The sequence below is a fragment of the Vibrio pelagius genome (assembly GCF_024347575.1).
GTDB classification, from domain to species: domain Bacteria; phylum Pseudomonadota; class Gammaproteobacteria; order Enterobacterales; family Vibrionaceae; genus Vibrio; species Vibrio pelagius.
This window is the reverse complement of sequence record NZ_AP025503.1, coordinates 1,081,849-1,095,179: the sequence shown is the minus strand read 5'-3', so window position 1 is coordinate 1,095,179 and position 13,331 is coordinate 1,081,849. Positions and strand designations below refer to the sequence as shown.

The 13,331-nt window shown below is 46.3% G+C and carries 11 protein-coding genes; 3 read left to right on the top strand and 8 right to left on the bottom strand.

The genetic code is table 11. The annotated features are described in order from the left end of the window. Positions 1–128: 128 nt before the first annotated feature. Together vsple_RS04975 and vsple_RS04970 are read right to left on the bottom strand one after the other, a co-directional pair. Positions 129–2,453 carry a zinc/cadmium/mercury/lead-transporting ATPase gene (locus vsple_RS04975; protein WP_261882838.1) on the bottom strand — a complete coding sequence of 775 codons (2,325 nt, stop codon included), beginning with the start codon at positions 2,451–2,453 and terminating at the stop codon, positions 129–131. Positions 2,454–2,600: 147 nt separating this feature from the next. After that, positions 2,601–3,017: a CBS domain-containing protein gene (locus vsple_RS04970; RefSeq protein ID WP_255231051.1), complete on the bottom strand. Its 417-nt coding sequence runs from the start codon at positions 3,015–3,017 to the stop codon at positions 2,601–2,603. A gap of 405 nt (positions 3,018–3,422) precedes the next feature. Here vsple_RS04970 and vsple_RS04965 point away from each other — a divergent pair, with 405 nt between their 5' ends. Beyond that, positions 3,423–3,692 carry a hypothetical protein gene (locus vsple_RS04965; protein WP_152468425.1) on the top strand — a complete coding sequence of 90 codons (270 nt, stop codon included), beginning with the start codon at positions 3,423–3,425 and terminating at the stop codon, positions 3,690–3,692. Positions 3,693–3,787: 95 nt separating this feature from the next. Here the strand turns inward: vsple_RS04965 and vsple_RS04960 are convergent, their stop codons facing one another. Continuing rightward, complete coding sequence (locus vsple_RS04960) at positions 3,788–4,744, bottom strand: glycosyl transferase family protein (RefSeq protein WP_255231052.1); 957 nt, start codon at positions 4,742–4,744, stop codon at positions 3,788–3,790. A gap of 309 nt (positions 4,745–5,053) precedes the next feature. Here vsple_RS04960 and vsple_RS04955 point away from each other — a divergent pair, with 309 nt between their 5' ends. Next, a complete protein-coding gene (locus vsple_RS04955) occupies positions 5,054–5,548 on the top strand; it encodes a peptidylprolyl isomerase (RefSeq protein ID WP_261882837.1) in 495 nt (164 codons plus the stop codon). 60 nt (positions 5,549–5,608) lie between these two features. Here vsple_RS04955 and vsple_RS04950 read toward each other — a convergent pair whose 3' ends face one another. From vsple_RS04950 to vsple_RS04930, 5 genes are all read right to left on the bottom strand, one after another. Next, positions 5,609–6,472 carry a DMT family transporter gene (locus vsple_RS04950; RefSeq protein ID WP_261882836.1) on the bottom strand — a complete coding sequence of 288 codons (864 nt, stop codon included), beginning with the start codon at positions 6,470–6,472 and terminating at the stop codon, positions 5,609–5,611. A 120-nt stretch (positions 6,473–6,592) separates the two neighbouring features. Continuing rightward, on the bottom strand, positions 6,593–7,690 hold the full coding sequence (locus vsple_RS04945) for an alkene reductase (RefSeq protein WP_261882835.1): 1,098 nt from the start codon (positions 7,688–7,690) through the stop codon (positions 6,593–6,595). Positions 7,691–7,703: 13 nt separating this feature from the next. Beyond that, positions 7,704–8,084 (bottom strand): lactoylglutathione lyase, encoded by a 381-nt coding sequence (gene gloA, locus vsple_RS04940; protein WP_261882834.1) that lies wholly within the window; start codon positions 8,082–8,084, stop codon positions 7,704–7,706. A gap of 223 nt (positions 8,085–8,307) precedes the next feature. After that, complete coding sequence (locus tag vsple_RS04935) at positions 8,308–11,409, bottom strand: efflux RND transporter permease subunit (protein WP_261882833.1); 3,102 nt, start codon at positions 11,407–11,409, stop codon at positions 8,308–8,310. Positions 11,410–11,416: 7 nt separating this feature from the next. After that, positions 11,417–12,505 carry an efflux RND transporter periplasmic adaptor subunit gene (locus vsple_RS04930; RefSeq protein WP_261882832.1) on the bottom strand — a complete coding sequence of 363 codons (1,089 nt, stop codon included), beginning with the start codon at positions 12,503–12,505 and terminating at the stop codon, positions 11,417–11,419. A gap of 207 nt (positions 12,506–12,712) precedes the next feature. On the opposite strand from vsple_RS04930, the gene vsple_RS04925 reads away from it, so the two are divergent. Continuing rightward, entirely contained in the window at positions 12,713–13,327 is a 615-nt protein-coding gene (locus tag vsple_RS04925) for a TetR/AcrR family transcriptional regulator (protein WP_261882831.1), read from the top strand. Positions 13,328–13,331: the final 4 nt, after the last annotated feature.

Sequence of the window (13,331 nt, the reverse complement as noted above, 5' to 3'; positions counted from 1 at the left end):
CTTATACCGCAATCGTATAGCTTCGTTGCATAATAATGACCAAAAAAACGCCTCTAGTTCATAAAACGCAAATCAAACAACATGCGCTTAATAAACTAGAGGCGTTCTGTAACTAATGCGACGATCTCTTAGTCAGCTTTTGACTTGAATCTTAGTAGTCTTAAAGCATTGAGTGTCACAAGCGCAGTTGCACCACTATCAGCAAGTACAGCTACCCATAAACCAGTAATACCAAATAGGCTGGTCACTAAGAAGACACCTTTTAACCCCAACGCCAAAGCGACGTTCTGGCGAATATTTCTCATGGTGGCCTGTGACAGCTCAATCATAGCCGGCAGTTCAGTTAGACGATTGTGAGTCAGTGCCGAATCAGCGGTTTCTAAAGCGACGTCGGTGCCACCACCCATCGCAATACCAACATTTGCCGTTTTCATTGCTGGAGCATCATTAATACCATCGCCCACCATAGCAACATGTGAATGGCGAGTAAGCTCTTCAACGTAACTCACTTTATCCGCTGGCAACAGACTTGCTTTGTATTGCATGCCAACCACCGAGCTGATTGCCTCAGCACTGCGCGGGTTATCGCCCGTCAACATAATCGACTCAACGCCCAACTTGCTTAAACGTTCTACTGCAGCTTTGGCGTCACTGCGCAGTGTGTCTTGCCACGCGATTAAACCAATGACGGTTTGAGGACGCTCTACTGCCACGACCACCGTCTTGCCTTGCATCTCAAGCGAAGTAACCTGCTCTTGTACTGACGAATCAAGATCAAACGTCACTTTCGATGGTGAAAGCACTTGATATGTACGCCCATCGACATCACCTTCAACACCACTACCGATAAGGGCACGTTTGTTGTCAGATTCCGGGATATCAATCCCCTTCTCTTTAACTTTATTGACGAGAGATAGCGCTAGTGGATGGCTTGACCCCACTTCAATCGCACCGACCACACGCAATAACTGTTGCTCATTCCAACCTTGCAACGGTAACACGTCAGTAACTTGTGGCTTGCCCTCGGTCAGTGTGCCAGTTTTATCAAACGCAATGGTTTCAACCTTACCTAACTGCTCTAGCGCAGCACCGCCTTTAATCAAGGCACCACGTTTTGCTGCTGCAGCCAAGCCAGAAGTAATCGCTGCCGGCGTTGAGACAACCAACGCACAAGGGCATGCGATCAACAGCAACGCAAGACCACGATAAACCCAAGTTTCCCAAGGTTGAGCGAACAAACTCGGCGGAATCACAATGACCATCAAGGCCACAAACATCATTAGCGGCGTATACCAACGGCTAAATTTATCTAGGAATCGTTCTAAAGGTGCTTTGCGTGATTCTGCTTCTTCAATCAAATGAAGAATTCGGTCTATCGCATTCTCACCTTGTTTAGAAGTGATCGTGATACGAACAACCTTGTCGACCACAACCGCACCCGCCATGATGGTGTTGCCTTTGATGTGTTCGACAGGGACAGATTCACCAGTGAGTGCGCTCTCATCGAAGCTGGCGGCGTAAGTAATCAATTGACCATCTGCTGGCAGTCGAGCACCAGGAGAGACTTCAATAACATCACCAGGCTTAAGTTCCGTCACTGCAACTTCGACACGTTCACCATCGACAATTTGAGTCGCATTTTCAGGCACCAATGCCATCAATGCTTGTACACCACTGCGTGCACGGGATGAAGCAAAGGCCTCTAAACGCTCACCGATTAAGAACAACAATAGAACCATGGCTGCTTCTACTGTTTCCCCCAAATACAGGGCACCCAGAGCAGCAACACTCATCAAGGTTTCAATGGCAAAAGGAGTGCCTGAGCGGGCAAGCTTCACCGCTTGTTTTGCGACAGGGTAAAGTCCAAGCAAACAGGTGACAATGAACAATCGCTCACTTAAAACAGGGCTGACGTCTTTAATTAAGGCCGCGAATAACATCGCAGCGGCAATCGCAATGATCTGGAGATTTGGCTGAATGTATGATTGCCAGAAGGTCGCTGGCTGTTGCTTTTCCTTAACGCCAACTTCACTCAAACTGAAGCCCGTTTTTTGAACGGCGGTTTTAATGGTTTCTGTGAGTTCAACTTGATCGTATTTCACGACCAGTTTTTCCGTCGCAAACAGAACCTTGGCTTCAATCACACCAGGAATAGAAGAAACGGCTTTTTCTACCTTTCGTGCACAGGCTGGGCAGTCCATACCTGAAACGAGCCAGCTTTTAGTGAGCTTGCTTTTTAGTTCGACAACTGAGGACAGCCGGTCTTCTTCTCCACTGTCTGAACCGCAACAACTCTCGCCGCCAGCAGAGGGCTCAGAGGTTGCACAGCACGAAGATGGGCTGGTAGAAGCAGCTGTAATGCTAGTGATTTTAGGGCTACCGCAGCTTGAAGCTACAGGTTTGTTTTGAATCTCCGCTTTGGTTGAGCGGCACGCGGCATGTTTTGCACACATAATAAATTCTCCTTAATACTCGACTGCTGAAGGGGTTTCTAGTTGAGGTAAGCTAAAGTCCCCTCCAGTACACCTGAAGTATAAACCTTGGAGTCGCCTCCAAGGTCAAGGAGAAGTGAGTAGAAATAACTGTTTAGAACAAAAAAGTTATACTGGATGCTGGAAGCAATCATCTAAGTTTTTACCAATGGCTCTCAAAACATCAGTACGAGTGATGATGCCAACCAGTCTGTCATTGTCTATAACTGGGTACGCTTTAGGCTTGCCAACTTTCATCAAATCTGCCAGTTCAATAATTGAAAGATCAGGCGATACTGAAAGCACCTCTTTGTACATGCAATCGCCAACAGTGTGCGTGTCTTGGCAGAAGTAACTCACTTTGACCAGTTTTTCCAACAAGTCCTGTTCCGACAAGAAGCCTATCACTCTCTCATTTTCATCAATCACGGGACCGCCCATATGGTGACTGCGCATTACCTTGTCTAACGCGAGACTTAGCGGCATATCAGGAGTGAACGTCACAACCTGCAGCGTCATGTAATCTTTCACTTTAATCGAATTCATCGCTTTCTCCCTAAAATTTCTCAGCTAGGTCTTATATCGAACCTATACGTTAATTGTTGTCTAAAATCTTGATTTTACTAAATGGGTTTTAACAATTTTATTTATAGGCAAAACCTCATTTCTCAGAAATGTGAGGCGGTATAAGGGCTGAAGCATATAAAACGAGATGTAACAAACCGTTCGATAAGATTCAAAAAAACAGGATATCGACTTACGTTGCTTTGTGGAGTCATGTTCGAGAATCGATCGGCATCGAAAGGTGCGCCGATGAATGTGGCGTACAAAAGTGATAGAGCTTATTGACGGCGGATGCCCGAGTAGAATTTGAAAAAGCAGGCAAGTTCTCGTATCTTAGCCGACAAGACGCATGTCTAACCTACTTTGAACACATAACCTCGGCACATTATGGCTTCCAAACTGCTCACTTCGATCAAATCATTCTTCAACGAAGTCTTAGACTTTCAATCTCGTATATGGGTTATCCATATCGTGGAAGAAGCAATCACAGATCAATCTTTCGTCATCAATGAAGACGGCTTTAAAGAGCCTTTAGAGTGGATGAAAAAGCGCGGATATAGCGAGAATATGCTTGAACGTGTCGACAAAATGGGCATTTCTCAAATCATCGAATTGCAACTGGGCGACATTTCGCATCGCTTGATGCGAGTAAAGTAGCCTTCAGCAGTGCTTAAACACCAGTCAACATCGACTCTCTAAGAAAACGGCAGAGATTAAAAAGGCCAGCACTGCTGACCTAGTTTATTCGTACCCTACGTTCGACAATACGCTTCCCAAAGCTCTGAAGCTCGCTTGTATGCCTCAGGTTTGTCATGAGTCTCTGCAAACAATACCGCGGTCATAGTGTCGACGACACTGTTTGCCATCATCTCCATTTCGTCTTCTGGTGTACCGAGTACGCAGCTATCAGGCAACGATAGTCCTTCATGCATACTGCCTTTCCAATAAAAAGACTCGACCTTCTCAGGAGAGCTCAACCAAACAGTTTGACTCACCTTAGGGTTATATTCCGACTCACCGTTCTGACCCTTAAAAGAGATCACTGAGTGCGATTTATTGCCGATTACATGCTCAACTTCCGCGTGTAATTGAGGGAAACCTGGGTGGAAACTACCACGAACGCCCAATCGACCACCTCCCGGGTTAAGAGCACGAACCACCGTATTAATTGGCGTGCGTAAACCGTAACGATGTTTCCAACCAATCATGGTTTGAGCTTCAGGGGCAAAGTTTGCCAAAGGAAGATAGGCAATCCCCTCTTTCTCTAGAATCTCTCTCGCGTGCTCAGGGTTGTCAGCACACTGCACATTCACATCATGGAGGTGCGTTTCTACATGCGTTCGGCCACTCGGTTTGTCCATATAACCGTGCATTAAAATCTTATAGCCGCTGTCCGCTAAAATTCTCGCCGCCAGTAAATTCCATGGCTTACCGCTACTTGAATCGTTGCGTTTACCGGCATAACAAGGCCAATCAATGTCTGCGCCCAAATCTGGAACTCGAGATTGGAATGCTTTAACAAAGCCAGCAATCTCTTCATTCGTCTCGTTTTGTACGCGAATTAGCATCAGTAGCATCGCCATCTGGTCGTCTCCAACTTGACCACTCAAATACTCATCCATGATGCGATAGGCCTGTTCAAACGTAAGAGGCTTACGACCTCTTTCTCCTCGTCCAACAGTACGAATACACTCTAAAATACTACTCATTGATGTCTAATTCTCTTCTCTCTAACAACTAAAAAAATAAGAAACCTGTTTCGACTCTATACTACCCAAGCAGTCATGCAAAGCGTTACAACACCATCCTTGATACAAAAAAACAAACCAGTTAGAGAAAAACAATAGAACGGAGTGCTAATTTAAGATTAAGTTGTGTTTTTCATAACTGTTCAAAAATACCGAACAAACAGAAACGTGAAACCTCGAACACATCATTACACTGCTGGCTGTTCTGCATGGTTCACGTATACTTCCTCTCATCATTTATCTAGCACTACCAATATAACGAGTAACTCTATGATCATTTTAACGACCAACTTTGGTGATATCGAAATAGAACTGAACTTTGATAAAGCGCCAGTGACTTCTAAGAACTTTCTGAAGTACTGCGAAGACGGCTTTTATAAAGGAACAACTTTTCACCGAGTGATTGAAGGTTTTATGATCCAAGGCGGCGGTCACACCATTGATATGACCGAAAAACCAACACGAGCACCTATCGTCAACGAAGCAAACCGTGGTTTAAAAAACGTCGTAGGTTCAATTGCAATGGCGCGCACTGATGCTCCACACTCAGCGACGGCTCAGTTCTTTATCAACCTCGACAATAATGATTTTCTTGATCACACAGCAACCACCAATGCAGGTTGGGGCTACGCCGTGTTTGGTAAAGTCATCGCTGGTATGGATGTTGTAGAGAAAATTGGTGTTGCGCCAACAACGACACGCTGGGGACATGAAGATGTACCCTGTGAAGATATCGTCATTTCAAAAGTAACCGTTAAGCAATAAGGCTGACGCTTTCCGGTAGCCCTGATGCCCCTGCTTTGGATGTTACCAAGCGGGGGTGGATTACCCCTTTCTCGACAAGCGAATATAGCAAAACAGTGCGCCAATAATCACCGCACCGCCAGCAAGCTTTTGTAGTTCAACCGTTTCACCCAGCATGGTCACGCTTAAGATCAATGTCCATACAGGTTCAAGGATCATAATAAGCGCGGCAACTTCCATGTTCACTGAGTGTTGCCCTACCGTTTGTAGCAAGTAACGAATCGCTGTCGCTACCACCGCAGACACCGTAAACCAGAAAACCAACGAACTGGTAATTTCGAATTCAGGCTGCCCCGTCATTGCAGCAAATGCCATTCCGCTGATACCCACCATAAACAGCTGAATACATATCGAAGCGATAGGCTTAACATTGTTCGTCACTCGTTTGTTCATGACAAAATGCAGTGACAGCATGATTGAAGCGAGTAGAAAGTAGATTTGGCTCTCTTCAAACGCCCAGCCATTAGTGAGCGTGAGCAGTAACATGCCGATGATTGAGATAGGAAACGATAACCAGAATGCACGATTTGGCTTCACACGGAAAATAAGCCAAGAAACGAACGGCGCAATGATCATCGCGAGGCTGGTAATGAATGCCCCTTCAGACAGGCTATCAGTAATTGAGACGGCGTATACCCACAACTGCAGTGAGCCCGATAGAATCAGACCGACACCCGCTATCCCCAACAATTGAGGCCAACTCAATTGACGAATCAAACGAAAACAGAATGGTAGAAGAATCAAACTAGCTATAAAAAAGCGAACACCGATGAACAATGGGCCAGGCATCTCCAGTACTACCAGCTTTGATGCAATCCATCCGACTGCTGCTAATAGCGTTGCACCTAATAGATAAGCTTCACCACCGAGTGTTTTTAGTTTCATAAATCCGAACCCTAGAGCTTGCTCAGATTAACAAATACCTGAGCCAGAACAAAAAAAGCAACCTCACATAAGCAAGGTTGCTAATTTACAAAGTAAAACAGTATAAAGCTACTTTATTGATTAGGCAGTATATTCTGGATAATCCGTTAGACCTTTTTCAGCACCACCAAACAGAGTGTTAGGATCGTGCGCTGCTAGCGGGTAACCATGTTGAATACGTGCTGGTAAATCTGGGTTCGCAACAAATGGACGACCAAAACCGATCATATCCGCAGTACCTTCTGCCAACGCTTCTTCACCACGTTCACTGTTGTAACGACCAGCCCAAATCAATACACCTTGATACGCTTCACGCACCGCTGTTTTGAATGCTTTTGGCGTTTCTGGTGCATCATCCCAATCGACCTCTGCGATATGTAGGTAAACGATGTTGTATAGGTTAAGTAGAGCAGCAGCCGCTGTGTAAGTCTCTACAGGAGTCGCATCAACCGTACCATTCAATGATGTGAATGGCGCAAGGCGAACACCAACACGCTCAGCGCCAATGGCATCAACCATAGCTTCAACCACTTCACCTAAGAAACGCAGACGGTTTTCAATAGAACCACCGTATTCATCTGTACGGTTATTCGCTTCAGAATCAATGAACTGGTTTACTAGGTAACCGTTCGCCGCATGAAGTTCAATACCATCAAAACCGGCTTCAATCGCATTCAGCGCTGCTTGGCGGTACTGTTCGATCACTATTTTAATGTCATCTTTGGTCATTTCGCGCGGTTCAACCACGTCAACAAAACCCGGCTCGTCGGTACCATTATCAATAAATACTTTCACGTTTTCCGCTTTCAGTGCCGATGATGAAATTGGTTGTTCACCGCCAATGTTGTCTGGGTGCGTTACACGGCCTACGTGCCATAACTGTGCGAAAATCTTACCGCCTTTCTGGTGTACTGCATCAGTCACCTTTTTCCAGCCAGCGATTTGCTCTTGAGTATAAATACCCGGAGTCCAAGCGTAGCCTTGGCCCATTGCAGAAATCTGAGTACCTTCAGCAATAATAAGACCCGCAGAAGCACGCTGCGCGTAATATTCAGCCATCATATCGTTCGCAATGTTACCCGGCTGTGTTGCACGAGAGCGAGTCATCGGAGGCATCACAATACGGTTTGCTAGAGTCAATGAACCTAATTGAATTGGTTGAAATAGTGCGTCTTTCATTTTTCTGCCCTTATTATTTTTCTAGTTGGATAAGTTCGATAGCGTAGCCATCAGGATCTTTAACAAACGCGATATGCGTTGTGCCACCAAGAACTGGACCTGGCTCACGGGAAACATTGCCACCCAGAGCTTTAATGTCAGCGCATGCCGAATAGATATCTTCAACGCCTAGTGCTAGGTGACCAAAGGCATTGCCCATCTCGTACTCGTTGGTATCCCAGTTACAAGTCAGCTCGATGGTTGTACCGCCCTGCTCATAACCAACAAACACAAGTGTGTAGCGATATTCCTGATTTTCGTGACGCTCTAACTCTTTCATGCCCAACACTTTTGTGTAGAACTCAATCGACTTATCTAGGTCAGCGACGCGAATCATAGTATGTAGGAACTTCATAATTTCACCTTATTGGGCTCTGCGTAATCGCAGAAAAAATCATTGGCACTCGCCATTTCTTAAGGTGAATGTTACGAAATGAACCTAAAGACGTGAAATTATCATTAGCTATCAACCTAATAATTTTTTGTTATCGTAAATGAGTGAACAATTAGAGACAAAAAAGGTGAGGCTCTTTTGGCCTCACCTTTTCTTTACTCGGTTTTCTGAATTATTTGGGAAACTAATGCGCTAATACGGCTGCGGTATGTAACCCCTTCTTACGCGTCATTAGGTGGAACACCACTGGCACGAAGTAGAAAGAGATTAAAGTAGTCAGTACAGTACCGCCAACAATCGCGACCGCAAACGGAGGCCAGAAGCCGCCACCAGCGATGATCAACGGCATAAAGCCTCCGACTGTGGTGATTGTGGTTGAGCTAATATGACGAGTACAAGACATGACTGCGTTCACCACTGCATCCACACTGCCCGACGATGCCTCTTTGTCTAGCTTCAATTCCGTCAGAATCACGATTGCAGCATTGATAGCAAGGCCTGCGATACCCAGCATTGCTATGATCACTGTAAAACCAAACGGATAGCCAAATATCCAAACCGACAGTAAACCGAGTCCACCAGCCAAGGCTGCTACCATGAAGATAATGGTACTTAGCCTGAATGAGTTGAAGGACATCACGACCACCAACACCATCAAGACAACAACGACTGCTACATTAGAGATCAAGCTATTCACTGAGTGGTCACGCTCGGCAGATTCACCACCAAAATCAATGGTGTAGCCTGATGGAATCTCGTAGCTCTCTAAACGCTTTTGGAACTCGTTGAGCACAGTTTGTGGCAAAACACCCGCTTCAATGTAGCCTTCAATCGTATTCACTCGCTGACCGTTACGGCGAGTAATTGCGCCGCGACTGGTTGTTAACTCCAGCTCAGCCAAAGTCGAGACATTAATCCCCGTCGAATAAACCTCTGAGTTAATCGGCAAACGGATATTGCTTAGGTGCGTCAAATCTTCACGTGCATCATCAGCCACGCGAACACGAATTGGTACCGATTCGCTTCCCTCAATAACCGAACCACTCTCGCGTCCAGTTAGCGTGGTTTGCAGTAGCCCAGCAAACTGATTCAATGAAATGCCATTTAGCTTGGCAGTATCTTCATCCACTTTGAGCCACACTTTTGGCGTGCCCGGCTGCAGTGTTTCACGAGTGTGCGTCACATGCGGAACACCCGCTAAGATAAGACGAACATCTTCACCAATCGCTTTCAATGTATCTAGGTTCTCACCGTATACACGCAGTTCTACGGGAGCCGTGAACGGAGGACCTTGATTCAATTTACGCACCAGAATTTGAGCTTCAGGCACCTCTTTATCTAACACCTTCTGCAACTCAGGGATCAGGGCATTGGCTTGGACAAAATCTCCCGTTTTCACCATTGCTTGAGAGAAGTAAGGCGCATTATTTTGCCTTGCTTGAAGGTTGTAGTAGAACGATGGGAAGTTCGCACCCACCAACCAATCGATACGTTCAACCTCAGAGTAGCGATGGATGATTTCATCAATTCGTTCCGAGGTTTGCTTAGTCGCGTAAACACTTGCTTGAGGCGGCATGTAAACCTGAATCTCAAACATATCTCGGTCTGATGGTGGGAAGAACTGCTCAGTAAGCTGAGACATACTCCAGTAGCCGGTAAACGGCACCAAAAGAACTAGGGCAATAGTGATGATGGGATGGGTAGCACCAAAACGCACCGATGACGAGAACCAACGAGTTAATGCAGGAATACGAAGCCCCGTCATGTACCAATGATGTTCTCCTCGCTTATCAACATCGCTTAACTGCTTCGGCAGTAATCGAGTTGCGAGACCAGCGATCAGAGTATGAGAAATCACATATGAGCCGATCAGTGAGAACGACACCGTAATCGCAATGCCGCCCACAAATTCACCAGAAGCACCCGGCATCAGAATGATCGGCGCGAATGCCAATACTGTGGTTAGTGTTGAACCCAATAGCGGCACCCATAAATGCTTCAATGCATTCATGGTCGCTTCAGCTCGATGTTGACCTTTAAGTCGATACGCTTGAATGGTATCCACCATCACTACCGCGTTATCTACCATAATCCCGAGTGCCACAATCAAGCCCGTCACCGACATCTGGTTGATAGGTACACCAGTCATTTTCATGATGGAAAGCGTGAGCAAAGACGTTAAAGGCAGCGAGATAGCGACCAAGATTGCGGCACGAACACCAAGGGTGACAAACAGAACAATCAAGATAAGAACAAAACCGATCAACAAGCTTTCGCCGAGATCGTTTAGACGTGTCTCTGTATAACCTTGCTGATTAAAGAGCACGTTAACGTGAACATTGCTCGGTAGCTCTTGCTCAAACTTCTCAATCACCGCATTGGCGCGTGATGTCCAATTATCGACACGTAGGTCTGGGTGCATGCGCGCAGCAACAATTACACCCGGCTCGCCATCGATAATCGCGATCTGGTCTTGTGGCGTTTTTTCACCTCGCGATACCGATGCGATATCTTCAAGGCGAACGATGTGGCCATTGGCATCGGTTGCAATTGGCACTTGCTTGATGCGCTCAATAGAATCTAACTCCGACTCAATCTCCAACCCAAAACGAGAGTACGAACTCACTAACTCGCCAGCCGAGTTCTTAGCATCAGCCCCTTCTAGAGATTCAGCAATATTGACACTTGAACGACCGAGCGCAGCAGCATCGGCAGTACGCAAGTTAATTTGAATCTCTTCTTGTGGCATACCGTATTCATCAACGAACTCAGTACCCGACAAGGTTCTCAAACGTTTGGCAAGCTCTTTGGCATAACGCCCTAGAGTTAAGCGATCAGGCTCTCCTGCTCCTGCCCAGGTTAACGCGGTAATAGTGGTAAACGCGTAAGTGTGGTCACTATCTAAATCCGGTGACTGTGCACCAGCAGGAAGAAGCGGTTCAACGTCGGACAACTTGTCTCGCGCTTGTGACCAAACTGGTTCAGGCTCTGTGATGGTATCGTCCAGCTCAAGTGTCACAATCGACACACTAGGGCGAGAGGTTGAGCTGACTAGCTTCACCTCACTTAACTCACGCAGTTTGTTCTCGATAACCTCAGTCACTAAGGTTTCGACTCTCTCTGCGCTCGCTCCTGGGAAGCTAGTGGTGATGTTAGCGTAGCGGTTGATGATGACTGGATCTTCTGCGCGCGGCAGAGTCATGAAAGCGGAGATACCACTCACCATCAACAACGCCGTCATTAAGATAAGCAGTCGCGTATTGGAAATCGTCTCAATGATCTTCATGGGCAACCTACTTAGACGCCAGTTGGAGAGGACTCACGGTCTGTCCCGGAACCAAACGATGAAGACCACTTGCGATAACCTGTTCACCTTCACTAATGGCACCCGTTACGTAAGCTTGTTGGTTATTGGCAAACAACACTTGTACGCTGCGTCGCTCGACTTGGTTATCCTCACCAATCACGAATACATTCCACACTCCGCGCAAGCCATCAATCAAACCCGTTAATGGAATCCAAAAACCTTGGTCATCAATACTCTCTTCAAATTGAAGGTAAGCCAATTGACCTTCTAGCACAGAGGCTTGTTCAGGAAAAAGATAACGCAGCCCAACGCTTCGAGATTGAGTATCAACCATCGCACCCGGATTAAGGAGGCGCACATCGTAAGACTCACCACCGACACGTATATGAGGTTGTGACAATGACGTCACTTTCTGCACTTGATGCGCAGGAATGCCAATAAAAGCCTCTTTGCCCTCAGAAGCGAGTAACGTCAGTGTCGGGTTACCTACATTGACCACATCACCCAGAGAAACAAAACGGGTGGCTATAGTTCCAGAGTACGGGGCGAGAATTGTCGACTTAATCAGTCGCAGATCGTTGGCTTTCAATGAAGCATCAATGCGTAACAGGTTGGCTTGAAGAACGCGCTGCTCACTGGTTAGCGAGTCTATTTCGGCCTCCGCACTAAAGCCCTTTGCTTTCAATGAACGCTGACGCTTTAGGTTCGCGGCCACTAAATTCAACTGAGCTTTGACTTCTTCAGCTTGTGCTTTGAGTTGGCTAAGTTCTGTTTCTAGCAACTGGGTATCTAAACGAATCAGAGGCTGGCCTTTTGTGACTCTGTCACCAACATCAACCATGATCTCTTCTACCTTGCCCGCCAATTCGAAGCCAAGATTGGCTTGCTGACCCGCTCTTACCACACCGACATATTCACGTTGCACCGCGTAAGCGTCCGACTGCGCCAAGACGAGTGTTTCAACCGTAAGAATAGTTGGCTCAGCGGCTGGCTGTGCTTGCGTTGTTTCACCGCATCCTACAAGAAGAGTAGAAAGCGCGACAGCGACTGCGCTGCTCTTCATCAATTTATACATAATACTGTTCCTGTGCAGTATGTCGTTGTCCTATTTTTAGACTAACCAAACCAAACTAGACTGTCTAGTTTGATTGTGTTAAAAATAGGTTTCATCGTTATTGATTGATAAAAGTGTCACAAAAAGCATAATGCTTACCCTGTGACAAATGACGCCGCATTTTGCACGCCAAAGACTGGCTAATATCGAACCAACGAGAAGACAGACGTGACTAAAATCATTAAAAGTGAACAGAAGAGATCGCAAATTTTAACTGCAGCAAGTGAGCTTTTCTCTGAGTACGGCTACAAGATCAATATGGATCAGATAGCCAAAGCCGCTAATGTATCGAAGCAGACTGTTTACTCTCATTTCAAGAACAAAGACGTACTTTTTGAAACATGTATGCAGACCAAATGCGCCGAGCGAGAACTCAGCCCCGATGCTTTTGATATGAATGCCACGTTGGAAGATGAATTAGTAAAGTTTGGGGTGAAGTTTCAAGATTTGCTGTTAGATGAGCAGTCACGACAAACCTTTCAGAACGCTGTCAGTCAATCCAGCACCCACCCAGAGATCGCCTCAATCTATCTGGAAACGGGGCCTCAAAAGACCACCAAGCTACTGGCTGATTATCTACAGGCGAAAATCGACTCTGCAGATCTAACGTTGTCGACCTCTAGCTCAGCCATCATTGCTGCTCGTCAGTTACTGCTGATGTTTCATGGCAAGTCCGCGTACTGGTCATTCTTCGGGCACGACAGCGGCGAATCTAAGGAAGAAAGGCTGAACTACACTCGCGAATGTGTTGCCCTGTTCTTGAATGGTAATCAGAACCGCTAAGGTA